Annotated in this window: 12 protein-coding genes; 6 read left to right on the forward strand and 6 right to left on the reverse strand. The window is 65.2% G+C overall.

Translation table 11 applies throughout. The features are described 5' to 3' along the window. Positions 1-56 precede the first annotated feature (56 nt). Both ACVW1C_RS17175 and ACVW1C_RS17180 read right to left on the reverse strand, forming a co-directional pair. Entirely contained in the window at positions 57-3,227 is a 3,171-nt protein-coding gene (locus ACVW1C_RS17175; protein ID WP_456759440.1) for an efflux RND transporter permease subunit, read from the reverse strand. Positions 3,228-3,237: 10 nt separating this feature from the next. Further along, positions 3,238-4,440, reverse strand: coding sequence for an efflux RND transporter periplasmic adaptor subunit (locus tag ACVW1C_RS17180; RefSeq protein ID WP_456759441.1), 1,203 nt, complete (start codon positions 4,438-4,440; stop codon positions 3,238-3,240). A gap of 204 nt (positions 4,441-4,644) precedes the next feature. Here ACVW1C_RS17180 and ACVW1C_RS17185 point away from each other — a divergent pair, with 204 nt between their 5' ends. From ACVW1C_RS17185 to ACVW1C_RS17205, 5 genes are all read left to right on the forward strand, one after another. Then, entirely contained in the window at positions 4,645-5,415 is a 771-nt protein-coding gene (locus ACVW1C_RS17185) for a cysteine rich repeat-containing protein (RefSeq protein WP_456759442.1), read from the forward strand. Positions 5,416-5,454: 39 nt separating this feature from the next. Next, a complete protein-coding gene (locus ACVW1C_RS17190) occupies positions 5,455-5,676 on the forward strand; it encodes a cysteine rich repeat-containing protein (protein WP_456759443.1) in 222 nt (73 codons plus the stop codon). A 110-nt stretch (positions 5,677-5,786) separates the two neighbouring features. Beyond that, positions 5,787-5,999: a hypothetical protein gene (locus tag ACVW1C_RS17195; protein ID WP_456759444.1), complete on the forward strand. Its 213-nt coding sequence runs from the start codon at positions 5,787-5,789 to the stop codon at positions 5,997-5,999. A 115-nt stretch (positions 6,000-6,114) separates the two neighbouring features. Continuing rightward, positions 6,115-7,245 carry an FAD-dependent monooxygenase gene (locus tag ACVW1C_RS17200; protein ID WP_456759445.1) on the forward strand — a complete coding sequence of 377 codons (1,131 nt, stop codon included), beginning with the start codon at positions 6,115-6,117 and terminating at the stop codon, positions 7,243-7,245. Further along, complete coding sequence (locus tag ACVW1C_RS17205; protein WP_456759446.1) at positions 7,242-8,852, forward strand: benzoate-CoA ligase family protein; 1,611 nt, start codon at positions 7,242-7,244, stop codon at positions 8,850-8,852. The genes ACVW1C_RS17200 and ACVW1C_RS17205 overlap by 4 nt, the downstream gene beginning before the upstream one ends. Before the next feature lie 327 nt (positions 8,853-9,179). Here ACVW1C_RS17205 and ACVW1C_RS17210 read toward each other — a convergent pair whose 3' ends face one another. The 4 genes from ACVW1C_RS17210 to maiA form a co-directional block, all read right to left on the reverse strand. Next, entirely contained in the window at positions 9,180-10,220 is a 1,041-nt protein-coding gene (locus ACVW1C_RS17210; protein ID WP_456759367.1) for an IS110 family RNA-guided transposase, read from the reverse strand. Positions 10,221-10,440: 220 nt separating this feature from the next. After that, positions 10,441-11,625: a 3-hydroxybenzoate 6-monooxygenase gene (locus ACVW1C_RS17215; protein ID WP_456759447.1), complete on the reverse strand. Its 1,185-nt coding sequence runs from the start codon at positions 11,623-11,625 to the stop codon at positions 10,441-10,443. After that, positions 11,625-12,137: a MarR family winged helix-turn-helix transcriptional regulator gene (locus ACVW1C_RS17220; RefSeq protein ID WP_456759448.1), complete on the reverse strand. Its 513-nt coding sequence runs from the start codon at positions 12,135-12,137 to the stop codon at positions 11,625-11,627. Before ACVW1C_RS17220 ends, ACVW1C_RS17215 begins: the two co-directional genes overlap by 1 nt. After that, positions 12,127-12,759 carry a maleylacetoacetate isomerase gene (maiA, locus tag ACVW1C_RS17225; protein WP_456759449.1) on the reverse strand — a complete coding sequence of 211 codons (633 nt, stop codon included), beginning with the start codon at positions 12,757-12,759 and terminating at the stop codon, positions 12,127-12,129. Before maiA ends, ACVW1C_RS17220 begins: the two co-directional genes overlap by 11 nt. A gap of 105 nt (positions 12,760-12,864) precedes the next feature. On the opposite strand from maiA, the gene gtdA reads away from it, so the two are divergent. Continuing rightward, complete coding sequence (gene gtdA / locus ACVW1C_RS17230) at positions 12,865-13,905, forward strand: gentisate 1,2-dioxygenase (RefSeq protein WP_456759450.1); 1,041 nt, start codon at positions 12,865-12,867, stop codon at positions 13,903-13,905. Positions 13,906-14,093: the final 188 nt, after the last annotated feature.

Here is a 14,093-nt window from a genome sequence, read left to right on the forward strand (position 1 = left end):
CCGGCGGAGCGAGCCCCTCACCCCAACCCTCTCCCCGCAAGAGCGGGGCGAGGGAGTCAATGCACCGTCCCTGACGGCTGCGGTGCGGCTTGCGGCGTGGCCGCCTTGCCCTTCTTCGCCTTGCGCCAGTTCTCGAAATTCTGCACCACGACGAAGAACGCCGGCACGAACAGCACCGCGAGGCAGGTCGAGGCGATCATCCCGGAGAACACGGTGATGCCGATCGACTTGCGGGCATTGGCGCCGGCGCCGGTCGCGATCACCAGCGGCAGCACGCCGAGGATGAAGGCAAACGACGTCATCAGGATCGGCCGGAACCGGGCCCGCGCCGCGTCGATCGCCGACTCCAGCACCGGCTTGCCGTCGCGGATGTGATGCTCGAGCGCGACCTCCACGATCAGGATCGCGTTCTTGGCCGACAGCGCGATCAGCAGGATGGTGCCGATCTGGGTGTAGAGATTGTTCTCGATCCGAAGCGACGTCAGCACCAGCATGGGCCCGAGCAGCGACAGCGGCACCGCCAGGATCACCGAGATCGGCGCGTACCAGCTCTCATATTGTCCGGCGAGCACGAGGTAGACCAGCAGCAGCGCCAGCGCGAATACGTAGTAGATCTGGCCGCCGACCTCCTTCTCCTGGTACGACATCGCCGTCCACTCATAGCCGGTCCCCGTCGGCAGCGTCTTCGCGGCGATCTCCTCCATCAGCGCCATCGACTGCCCGGAGCTGTAGCCCTGCGACGGCAGGCCGATGATGGTCGCCGACGGATAGAGGTTATAGAGACTGATCAGCGACGGTCCGACCGACGGGGTGATCTTCGCCACGGTGCCGAGCGGGACCATGTCGCCATTGCTGTTGCGCACCATCATGTTCTCGATGTCGCGCAGTGTCAGGCGGTATTGCGCATCGGCCTGGGCGTAGACCTGGAAGGTGCGGCCGAACTTGGTGAACTGGTTGACGTAGCTCGCGCCGAGATAGGACGACAGCGTCGAGAAGATCTGGTCGGTGGTGACGTGCAGCGTCTCGGTCTTGACGCGGTCGACCTGGACGTCGAACTGCGGCACCATCGAGCGGAACGACGACTGCACCCGCTGCAGCGCGCTTTGGGTCTGCGCATTGCCGACGACGGCGCCGGTGACCGCCTGCAGCTTGCCGTAATCGGCGTTGCCGTCACGGAGCTGCACCTGCATGGCAAAGCCGGCGGCATTGCCGATGCCCTGGATCGGCGGCGGCGGGATCACCAGGATCCGCGCCTCCGGAATCGCCGCAAGCTTGTCGTTGAGGCCGTAGACCAGCGAGCGCAGATCCTCGCCGGGCCCGCGCGAGCCCCAATCCTTCAGGATCACATAGGCGACGCCGGCATTGGCGAGGCTCGACGAATTGTCGAGCGCGGAGATGCCGGCGATGGCGACCACCTGCTCGACACCCGGCGTCTTGCGGGCGATCTCGGTGACCTGATCGAGCACCCGCTGGGTGCGATCGATCGCGGCGCCGTCGGGCAACTGCACTGCGGCCAGCAGGTAACCCTGGTCCTCGATCGGAATGAAGCCGGTCGGCACCCGTGACAATCCGTAGCCGGCAATTCCGATCAGGATCAGCGCGACGAGGACCGAGGTCTTGGCGTGGCCGGCGATGCCGCCGATCATCCGGGCGTAGCCCCGCTCCACCCGGTCATACACCGCGTTGAAGCCGCGGTAGAAGAAATTGCGCCGCTCCGGCGGCACCGGCGGGCGCAGCCACAGCGCGCATTGCGTCGGCTTCAAGGTCGCGGCATTGACGGCGCTGAGCAGCGCGGTCGCCGCGATCACCAGGGCGAATTGGGCGTACATCCGGCCGGTCAGCCCCGGCAGGAAGGCCGCCGGCAGGAACACCGAGATCAGCACCAGCGTGATGCCGACGATCGGCGCGAACAATTCGTCCATCGCCTTGATCGCGGCATCGTGCCCGGACATGCCGCGCTCGATATTGTGCGCGGCCCCTTCGACCACCACGATGGCATCGTCGACCACGATGCCGATCGCCAGCACGATCGCGAACAAGGTCGAGAGGTTGATGGTGAAGCCGAGGGCGGCCATCGCCGCGAACGCGCCGATGATGGTGACCGGCACCGTGGTCGCAGGCACCAGCATCGCCCGCCAGTCCTGCAGGAACACCAGGATCACCACCAGCACCAGCAGGCCGGCCTCGATCAGCGTCCGGTAGACCTCGTCGATCGAGGCCTGGACGAATTTGGTGGTGTCGAACGGCGTGTCGTACTTGATGTCCTGCGGGAACTGTTTGGCGAGCTGGGCCACCTTCTTCTGCACTTCCTTCTCGACCTGCAGCGCGTTGGCGCCGGGCGACAGGAACACGCCGATGCCGGTGGCCGGCTTCTGGTTGAGCGAGAACACCTGGCTGTAGGTCTGCGCGCCGAGCTCGACCCAGCCGAGATCGCGGACGCGGATGACGTCGCCGACATTGCCCGTCTTGACGATGATGTTCTCGAACTGGCTCGCATCGTCGAGCCGGCCGTTGACGTTCAGCGTGTACTGGAACGCCTGCCCCTGCGGCGCAGGCGGCGCGCCGACCTGACCCGCGGTGACCTGCTGGCTCTGCTGCTGGATCGCCTGGATGACGTCCTGCGGCATCAGCCCGCGCGCCTGCAGCTTGTTCGGATCGAGCCACACCCGCATCGAATACTGCCCGGCGCCGAACACGGTGACGTTGCCGACGCCCGGCAGACGCGACAGCTCGTCGCGGATGTTGATGGTGGCATAGTTCGACAGGAACAGGCTGTCGTAGGTCTTGTTCGGCGAGGTCAGTGTCACGAACAGCAGGATCGAGGTCGACCGCTTCTGCACCGTGACGCCCTGGTTCTGCACCGCGGTCGGCAGTTGCGACAGCGCCGAGGAGACGCGGTTCTGCACCAGCACCTGCGCGAAGTTGAGGTCGGTGCCGATCTTGAAGGTCACCGTCAGCGTGTAGGTGCCGTCGGCGCCGCTGTAGGACTGCATGTAGAGCATGTCCTCGACGCCGTTGACCTGCTGCTCGATCGGCAGCGCCACCGTGTCGATCACGGTTTTAGCCGACGCGCCGGGATAGCGCGTCGTCACCTGGACCGTCGGCGGCACCACATCGGGATATTGCGCGACTGCGAGATTGAACAGCGCGACGCCGCCGATCAGGATCATCAGGATCGCGATGACGTTGGAAAGGACCGGCCGCTCGATGAAGAATTTCGAGATCATGGCGCGCCCCTCACTTGGCCGGTGCCGGCGTCACGTCGCCCTTCTGCATCTGCGGATCGACCTTCTGCCCGGGGATCGCGCGCAGCAATCCGGCGGTCACGACGCGGTCGTCCGCCTTCAGCCCGCTCTCGATGACGCGCAAGCCCTCGTCGAGCGGACCGGTCGTGACCTTGCGCTGCTCGACCACATTGTCGGCATTGACGACCAGCACGTAGCGGCCGCCTTGGTCGCTGCCGATCGCAACGTCAGGCACCAGCAGCGCGTTGTCCTGCTTGTCGATCGGCACCCGAACGCGGACATAGAAGCCGGGCAGCAGCACGCGATCCGGATTGGGCACCAAGCCGCGAACGGCAAGCGTGCCGGTCGACTGACTGACGGTGGGCGAGAGATAATCGAGCTTGCCCTTGTGCGGATAACCGGTCTCGGTCTGCAGGCCAACCTCGATCGGCAGCTGCCTGATCTCGGCGGTCGTCATGCCGCGGCGGCGCGCTTCGTCGCGGACACGCTGCACGTCCTGCTCGTTGACATTGAAATTCACGTAGATCGGGTCGAGCTGCACGATGGTGGCAAGCTGTGTCGGCGACGCGACGCCGACCAGTTCGCCGATCGAGACCAGATGGTTGCTGACGATGCCGTCGAACGGCGCGGCCACGTTGGTGTAGCCGTAGTTGACCGCGGCGATCTTGGTGTTGACCTGGGCCTGCTGCAGATTGGCCTGGGCGTTGTCCCGCGTCGAGGTCGAGGTATCGAGTGTCGCCTGCGAGACCGCCTGGCGCTGCACCAGATCCGCTTGCCGCTTGAAGTCGGCCTCGGCCTGCTTGAGCGTCGCCTGCGCGCCCACTTCCGCGGCCTGCGCCTGCTCGAGCTTCAGCTTGTAGGTCTCCGGCTCGATCGTGAACAGGGTGGTCCCCTCCTTCACCGGCGAGCCGTCCTGATAGTTGATCGACTGCAGAAAACCCTGCACGCGCGCGACCAGATCGACGGTCTTGATCGGCGCGGTGTTTCCGGTGGCGTCCAGGTAGCGCGTGATGGCGCGCTGCACCGGCGGCGCGACATCGACCTTGGGCGGCGGGGGTGCAACAAAACTGTTTTGCTCGCAGGCACTTAAACTGACAAAGGCCGATACGACGAAGGCGATGCGCACAAGCGGCGCATTTCGCAGCCGCACAAAATCGCCCTGACTGAAATGTGCCGTCGCGCGCGCATGCCTCATTTCCGAGCCTCGATCAAAATGACTTAATTCAAAGACTTCTCAGCGGGCAAAAAAATCCGCCTGCCTCATCCATAGCAACAATCCGCTTGCAGCGGAACTCGAAAGCGAAAATGATGTCACTCGCGAAGGTTGTTAGAGCAAAATTTTTTCAGACTCAGTTCGGTTGAGCCGGAAGCTTGCGGCCCGACGAGAGGATTTATTCAAATGATCAACGCGTTGACACGTGCAACGAGGCTGTCCGCATGGCTTGCGCTTGCGGCATTGATAAGCACCGCACCGGCCTTGTCGCAGGCACCGACCCAGGCGCAGCGCGACGCCATCAAGTCGCAATGCCGCAACGATTACATCGCACACTGCTCCAGCGTTCCGCCCGGCGGCGAAGCGTCACTGCAATGCCTGCAGAAGAACATGGCAAGCCTCGGACCTGGCTGCGCCAGCGCCGTCAAGGCCGTGGAAGCACCGGCCGCTGCTCCCGCAGCAGCCAAGACCGACGCGGCTCCGGCGGCGACGGCGGCCAAGCCCGCGGAGACGGCGGCACCGAAGGCCGCGACAGCAAAGCCAAGCAGCGCACAGATCTCCGCGATCCGCAGCGCCTGCCGCTCCGATTATCCCAAGGTCTGTGCGGGCGTGCCGACCGGCGGTGCGCCGGCCCTGCAGTGCCTCGAGAAGAACAAGGAGAAGCTTTCGCCGGCCTGCGAGAGGGCCGTGGCGGCCGCCGGCGGCGGTGGCGCCGCGGCTGCCGCGACAACGGCAGCACCGGCCGCGCCGGCCGCGGCACCGGCGGTGATCGTGTTGCGGCCGCTGCGGCCGCGCGAGGAGCTGTTCGTGCTGCGCTCGGCCTGCGGCGGTGACGTCCGCTCGATCTGCGGCGGCGTGCAGCCGGGCGGCGGGCGGATCGTGCAATGCCTGGCGACCAATGCCGGCTCGCTGTCGCCGGCGTGCCGCGATGTGCTGGCGCCGTTCGCGGCGCGGTGATCCTGTTGTCACGCGACTGATCGGAAAAGGGAGCGATCAATGCTGCGTCTTGTCCTGACCGCCGTTCTGCTTTGCGGCTCAGCCGCCGTCTACGCCCAGGAGCTGACATCGGCGCAACGCGACGCCTGCATGGGCGATTACCAGAAGTTTTGCAAAAGCGTGACGCCCGGCGGCGGGCGCATCATCGCCTGTCTTGCCAAGGAGAGCGACAAGCTGACGCCCGCCTGCAAGAAGGTGCTGGCGGCAGCGGAAAAGAAATAGCCGCGCAGGCGGTGAGATGATAGGTGCCCGGCGATTGGCCGGGCACGGAGCCGCAGCACCTTGTTGTCACCCACAGGCCAACGAAACCTCACTCCGGGAGAGGGAACATCATGCGCTCATTATTGCTGATCGCTGCCGCCCTGCTGTCCTTTGCCGCGACCATGACCTTCGAGTCCTCCGATGCCAACGCCGTGGTGTGCGGGCGCGGCCCCTATCGTGCCGGATGCGCGAGCACGCGCGGCGCGGTCGTCGTCCACAAGCCCGTGGTCGCCGGCTGCCGCTGGGTATGGGTCGGCGGGGTCAAGGTCCGCCGCTGCTACTGAGCCGTTCGCGGCCACGCTTCTGGTCGCCGCGTACATTTTCCCTCTGGCGTTCCCGCCAGAGGGCGATTAGTCTGGATCCAAATTGTAAGTACACTGTCAATCTGGGAGGCAGACGTTGCGGATCGCCGTGATCGGCGGAGGGCCCGGCGGGCTCTATTTCGCCTATCTCTGGAAGAAGCGTCATCCTGACGCCGAGATCGATCTGTTCGAGCAGAACGCCGCCGGCGCCACCTGGGGCTTCGGCGTGGTGTTCTCCGAGCAGGCGCTGGAGTTCCTGCGCGCCGACGACCCCGAGACGGTCGACGCCATCGCCCCGAAGATGGAGAGCTGGAAGAACATCACCCTCAATCTGCGCGGCGAGAGCGTCGAGATCGACGGTGTCGGGTTCTCCTCGATCGGCCGGCTGGCGCTGCTGACGATCCTGCAGGAGCGCGTGCGCAGCACCGGCGTCACGCCGCGCTTCGACACCGTGGTGCAATCGGTCGACCAGCTCAGGGGTTACGACCTGATCGTCGCCGCCGACGGGCTGAACTCGATGGTTCGCCGCGGCTTCGAGACCGCATTCGGCGCGTCGGTTACGCATTCGACCAACAAGTTCGCCTGGTACGGCACCACCAAGCCCTTCGCGACGCTGTCGCAGACCTTCGTGGCGACCGAGCGCGGCAACTTCAACGCCCATCACTATCGCTATGCAAAGGACATGAGCACCTTCCTGGTCGAGTGCGACGCGGCGACCTGGGGGGCTTACGGCTTCGCCGACAAGACGATCGAGGAATCGCAGGCGATCTGCGAACAGGTGTTCGCCGCGACCTTGGACGGTCACAGACTGATCTCGAACAAATCGGTGTGGCGCAATTTCCCGTGGATCTGGAACGAGCGCTGGTCGCACGGCAACATGGTGCTGATCGGCGACGCGCTGCATTCGGCGCATTTCTCGATCGGCTCGGGTACGCGGCTGGCGATCGAGGACGCGATCGCGCTGACCAAGGCGCTGGAGGGCGAGGGCGGCATCGCCGCCGCGCTGGCGCGCTACGAGGCCGAACGCAAGCCGATCGTGAAGAAGCTCGTCACCGCGGCGCGGACCAGCGCCGACTGGTACGAGCATTTCCCCGCGCACATGAAGCTCGACCTGATGGATTTCGCCTACAGCTACATCACCCGCTCCGGCCGGATCGACGATGCGCGGCTGCGCGCGATGTCGCCCGCCTTCATGGCCCGTTTTGAGGCCGCAAAGGGACGCTCATGACTGGGATCGCCGACCAGGTTCCGCAGGACAATCCCGGTGCACGCGAGATCGGCTTCACGATCCCCGAACGCTACAATGCGAGCCGCATCCTGTTCGACAATCTCGGCAACGGCAACGCCGAACGCCTGGCGCTGACTGGTCCCGCCGGCACGCGGACCTACCGCGAGCTGTGCACCGACGCAGCGCGCTGGGGCCATGCATTCCAATCGCTCCGGCTGCAACGCGGCGACCGCGTGCTGCTGTTCCTCGACGACACGCCGGCCTATCCGGCGGCATTCTTCGGCGCGGTGCGCGCCGGCTTCGTGCCGCTGCTCATCAACACGTTGACGACGCCGGAGCTGCTGCAATTCTATCTGTCCGACGCCGGCGCGCAGGTCGCGGTCACCGATGCGGAGTTCTGTTCGCGCTTCAACGCCGAGGCCTGCAGGGACACGCCGCTGCGCACGCTGGTCGTGGTCAATGGCACGGGCACCGAGCATGCCGTCGAGGAGACGCGCAACGCCGGCGACTGGCTGCATGCGTTTCCGACCGAGCTCGACGCGGCCGACACCCACCGCAACGAGATGGCGTTCTGGATGTATTCGTCGGGCTCGACCGGCCGCCCCAAGGGCATCGTGCATCTGCAGCACGACATGGCCTATAGCGAGCTGGCGTTTGCCCGCAACGTGCTGAAGCTCGAGCCCGTCGACATCTGCTTCTCGGTGCCGAAGATCTTCTTCGCCTACGGCTTCGGCAACTCGATCACGTTTCCCTTTTCGGTCGGCGCCGCGACGCTGCTGCTCCCGGGTCAGCCAAGGCCGGCCGCGATCTTCGCGGCCATCGGGCAGTACCGGCCGACCGTGTTCTTCGGCCTGCCGACGCTCTACATTACCCTGACCAAGGCCGAAGGCGCGGACGCTGCCGATTTCTCCTCGCTGCGGATGGCGGTTTCGGCCGCCGAGGTGCTGTCGGCCGACGTGTTCAACGGCTGGAAGCGGCTCACCGGGCTCGAGATCATCGAAGGGCTCGGCTCGACCGAGGTGCTGCACGTCTATCTCAGCAACCGCGCGGAGCAGAAGAAGCTCGGCGCCGCGGGCCTGCGCGTGCCCGGCTACGAGATCATGCTGCGCGACAGCGACGGCCGCGAAGTCGGCGATAATGAGGAAGGCATCCTGTGGGTGCGCGGCGATTCCGCGACGCCGCTGTATTGGAACCGGCCGGACAAGACCGCCGAGACCGTGCGCGAGGACGGCTGGATCTACACCGGCGACCGTTTTGTGCGCGACAGCGACGGCTTCCACTTCTTCCGCGGCCGCGTCGACGACCTGATCAAGATCTCCGGCCAATGGGTCTATCCGCTGGAGGTCGAGCTGTGTCTTGCCGATCACCCCGACGTCCGCGAGTGCGCCGTTTACGGCGCCGAATTGCCGGACCGACGCATGACGCTGCGGGCCGTGGTGGTGATGAACAAGGCCGGCTTCGACACCGATGAGGCGACGCGGCGGCTGCAGGACTACGTCAAGGCGAAGCTGTTGCCGTACAAATATCCGCGCGAGGTAAAATTCATCGACGAGCTGCCGAAAACAGGAACGGGGAAGATCGACCGGCAAGCGGTGATGCGGATGTGAGACGCGCCCCTTGGCGCTACGCTGTCACCGCACATTCGCTGTCGTCCCGGCGAACGCGGGGACCCATATGTGGACGGCCCCCGTGGCACAAGAGCTTTCTGGGATTGATCGGATCGCTTGCATCCATATGTCCGGCCTGTTGAGTGCGATCGAATGAATCGCTGGCCAAGATGGTTTGCGCGATGCGAGTTCCAAACAACCACGCGACCTGTTGACGGCCGATGGGTCCCACGGATTGTCTCGCATCGTTGCTCGATCGATCGCTCCATCTGCTCTTGCAGCTCCGGTCGGTCGGTCGGCGAGCGAGCCCGCCGGCCGGCCAATCTGTTAAGCGGTACCCGTCGTAGCGGCATTCAGCCGTGCGGCGTCATAACTCTCACCCGTCACCATCAGCTTCCAGGCGATGCGCGCCACCTTGTTGGCAAGCGCTACGGCCGCAAGCTTCGGCGGCTTGCGCTTGATCAGCGCCAGTAGCCAGCGCGAGTGATGACCGCGTCCGCGCCTGGCCTGCTGGATCACCGCCGTGGCCCCGACGACCAGCAGACGGCGCAGGTCCTCATCGCCCGCCCGCGTGATCTTGCCAAGCCTGGTCTTGCCTGCGGTGGAGTGGTCCTTGGGCGTGAGGCCGAGCCAAGCCGCAAAGTGACGACCTGAGCGGAACGCGGCCGGATCAGGTGTCTTCATCACCAGCATCGTTGCAATGATCGGACCGATCGACGGAATCTGCGCCAGGCGCCGGCCCGTGGCATCGCCGCGGTGCCAGGCCATCAGCTTGGCCTCAACCGCCTCCAACTCGTCCTCGAGCCTGACGCACTCCCGGCCCAGCATGGCAAACAGCTCGCGCGCCAGAGCGGGAAGCGTCTCGTCCTGCGCGATCCGCGCCAGCAGCGGTTCGATCGCCTCCAGCCCCTTGGGCGCGATCAGGCCATACTCCGCCGCATGGCCGCGGATCGTGTTGGTCAATTGGGTGCGCCGGGCGATCAGTCCGTCGCGGACCCCCATCAGCATCAGCGCAGCCTGCTGCTCGGCGCTTTTCACCGGCACAAAGCGCATGCTCGGCCGGCTCATCGCCTCACACAGGCCTTCTGCGTCTCGCCCGTCATTCTTGTTCCGCATCACGTAGGGCTTCACCAATTGCGGTGCCATCAGCTTCACCTCATGGCCCAGCCTGGAAAGCTCTCGCGCCCAATATTGCGACGCCCCGCAGGCCTCCATCCCGATCACCGTCGGCGGCAATTTGGCGAAGAACTCCAGCACGAGTTTGCGCGAAAGCTTCTTGCGTAAGACCGGCTGCTCGGACGCATCAACCCCATGCAGCACAAAAATATGCTTCGACGTATCCATCCCAATGCGGATAATCTGGTTCACGGACGGCTCCCATGTCTGAGATTTGCAACAACCTCATTCTGGCACACTGATGCCGTAGGGGGCCGTCCACACCATCAACCACAAATACTTGTGGCGCGAAGGCTGGGGCCCCAGCCTGCTATGACAACAGCCATCGGTGGTTATGGGTCCCGGATCGCGCTTCGCTTGTCCGGGACGACACCAGGAATGTGGCGCGTGTCGCGTATCTCACATCGAGCAGCTAGCTACCCAGCCCCGTCCCGCCATACAGCCATGCGATATCGTCGCACCACTCGGCCTGCGACTTGGCGCTCATGATCGCGTTGCGGATGCGGGCGTGGTCACCTGCGGGATGATAGACGTGCTCGCCGATCGCGCGTGACATCAGCTGCACGCGGGCGGTGCGCGGGAAGCGTTGCGCACGGTAGGCATCCAGCGCGACCGCCTGCTCGTCGTGATTGGCCAGCATGTGCGACAGGCACACCGCGTCCTCCATCGCCTGGCAGGCGCCCTGCGCGAAATATTGCAGCATCGGATGCGCAGCGTCGCCGAGCAGCACCACGCGGCCGTCGATCCAGCGCTCGGTGGGATCGCGGTCGCACAGCACCCAGAGCTTCCAGTTGGTGCCGTGGCGGATGATGCTCTGCGCCCGCTCGTGGACGTGGGTAAAGCCCCTCATCACCTCGTCCTCGGAGACCGGCTTGCCGGCGACGGGCTCCGGCGCATCGTTGTGATAGGTGACGACGAGGTTGAACACCTTCCAGCCCGACAGCGGATAATGCACGATGTGGCATTTCGGACCGGCCCACAGCGTCGCCGCATTCCAGCGCAGATCCTCCGGCATCTGCTCGGTCGGGATCACGGAGCGATAGGTGGTATGACCGGAGACGCGCGGCGGTCCGTCGGCCGTCACCTGCCTGCGGATGCTCGACCACAGGCCGTCGGCGCCGATCAGCAGGCGCCCGGTGACGCGCTCGCCACTGGCGAGCTTTGCGGTCACGGACGAACCATCCTGCTCGTAGCCTGTCACCTCGCTGGAGACGCGCAGCTCGATCAGTTCGTGATTCTGGCAGGCGCGCAGGAACACGCCGTGCAGATCGCCGCGATGCACCACGGCATAGGGGTTGCCGAACCGCGCGCGAAACGTATCGCCGAGGTCGATATGGGTGATCTCATCGGCGGTCAGCGCATCCATCAGCCGCAGCTGGTCGATATAGACCGCCATGTCGCGCGCGGCCTCGCCGACGCCGAGATAGTCGAAGGCGTGGAACGCGTTCGGCCCGAGCTGGATGCCGGCACCGATCTCGCCGAGCACGGCGGCCTTCTCCAAGAGGATGGAGCGAATGCCCTTCTGCGCGAGCCCGAGCGCGACGGCGAGGCCACCGATGCCGCCGCCTGCGATCAGGACAGGTCTCGTCTCAGCCATCAGCCCGACCTCCCCAGATGTTCGAGCGCATCCTCGGCGCGCAGCGGCACCCGCGAGGCCTCATTGTTGAGGTCGACAAGTTGGGTCAAGAGCGAGAGAAGCGTCTTGCGATCGGCCGGCTTCAGCGGCTGCAGCATCCGCGCCTGCGCCTTGTCGACCGAGGGCATGATGTCGTTGAGCACCGCGGCGCCGGCCTTGGTAAGGTAGAGCAGCTTGATGCGCTTGTCCTCCGGCGCCGGCTTGCGGACGATGTATTCCTTGGCCTGCAGCCGCTCGATCACATTGCCGAGCGTGGAGCGGTCGAACGCGATCACCGCCGAGAGCCGGGTGGCGTCGATGCCGGGATGGGTCGAGATCGTGACCAGCGCGGCATACTGCACCGGCGTCAGGTCGAACGCCTTGCACTCCTCGATGAACAGCGCGACCGCGATCTGCTGCATGCGCCGGAACAGATAGCCGGGCGCGGTGTAGACCGCGTCCATGGTGACGGGTCTTGGGTTGCTATTCGGCATCGGGCTGCTTGTCCGGGGCGGCGTCGGCGAACGCCTTGACTTGCTTTGCCGCAGCCTCTGCCTTGAGGAGGCGCGGATAGGCTGAGACGTCGACGCCGAAGCGCCGCGCATTGGCGAGCTGCGGCACCAGACAGAGATCGGCGAGCGTCGGCCGATCGCCGAAGCAGAACGGCCCGGCCTCCTCAGCGATCAGGGTTTCGCAGGCCGACAGGCCTTCGCGATTGGCCCAGGCCGCCCACTCGGTCACCTGCTCCTCGGGCAGGCCGAGCTGACGCAGCCGCGCCAGCACCTTCAGATTCTGTACCGGGTGGGTGTCGCAGGCGATCGCCTGCGCGAACGCCCGCACCTTGGCGCGACGCAGCGGGTCTTTCGGCAGCAGCGGCGGATTGGGATGGGTCTCGTCGAGCCACTCGATGATCGCGAGCGACTGGGTGAGGATCGCGCCGGCATCGCTCTCCAGCGTCGGCACCAGCCCCTGCGGATTGATCGCGAGATAGGCCGGCGCGCATTGCTCGCCCTTGCGCAGATGATGCGGCAGATGCTCTGAAGTCAGCCCTTTCAGGTTAAGGGCGATCCGGACCCGGTAGGACGCGCTGCTCCGGAAATAGCCATGCAGCTTCATCGGAACCTCCCTTGCATTTCCTCACTGGCTTGGTTCGTTGACGCTAGCCATATTGTAAGTATACTGTCAATCAATTGAACCGACAAGAATGATGGGAGGCTTGCCATGGAAGCCGTGCAGAAGACCCCCGAGCGCGAGGCGTTCTACAAGAAGATCGACGGCCAAAACCTCTCGGCGCTCTGGAACGTGATGAACGATCTGATCACGCCGGAGCCAAGGAGCGCCTGCCGTCCGCATCTGTGGAAGTTCGACCAGATCCGCGATTACATGAACGAGGCCGGCAGGCTGATCACGGCCAAGGAAGCCGAGCGCCGCGTGCTGGTGCTGGAAAATCCGGGGCTGCGCGGCCAGTCCAAGATCACGACCTCGCTGTTTGCCGGCGTGCAGATGGTGGTGCCAGGTGACATCGCCCCCGCGCATCGTCACGCCCAGTCCGCGCTGCGCTTCGTGCTTGAGGGCAAGGGTGCCTTCACTGCCGTCGACGGCGAACGCACAGCGATGTCGCCGGGCGACTTCGTCATCACGCCGTCGATGACCTGGCATGACCATTCCAACGAAACCAGTGAGCCGATGTTCTGGCTCGACGGGCTCGACATCCCGATGGTGCAGTTCTTCGACTGCTCGTTCGCCGAAGGCGCCAAGGAGGATCAGCAGTCGATCTCCAAGCCGGCCGGCGCCAGCTTCGCGCGCTACGGCCACAACCTGCTGCCGATCGACCAGAAGCGGACCTCGAAGACCTCGCCGATCTTCAACTATCCCTATGAATACACCCGCGAGGCGCTGGAGAAGGCCAGGGCGAGCGACGAATGGGACGCCTGTCACGGCCTCAAGCTGAAATTCTCCAACCCCGAGACCGGCGATTTTGCGATGCCGACCATCGGCACCTTCATCCAGCTGCTGCCGAAGGGCTTCAAGACCGCGCGCTATCGGTCAACCGATGCCACCGTGTTCGCCGCGATCGAGGGCAAGGGCCGCACCCGGGTCGGCGACCAGACTTTTGAATGGGGACCGCGCGATTTGTTCGTGGTGCCGAGCTGGCACTGGGTCACCCATGAGGCCGATGCCGACTCCGTGCTGTTCTCGTTCTCCGACCGCCCGGTGCAGCAGAAGCTCGATCTGTTCCGCGAGGACAGGGGCAACGCGTAAGAGACGCAGCAAAGTGTAATGCTGTCGTCCCGGGCAAGCGACTTGTCCGCCGTAGCTCAACGAGCGAAGGCGGAAGCGCGACCCGGGACCCATAACCACAGGGTTTTGTAGTTCGAGGTGCTGGAGCCACAGCCTCTTCTAACAACGACATCCTGTGGTTATGGGTCCCTGCTTTCGCAGGGACGACA

The organism is Bradyrhizobium sp. USDA 4011 (genome assembly GCF_054063415.1).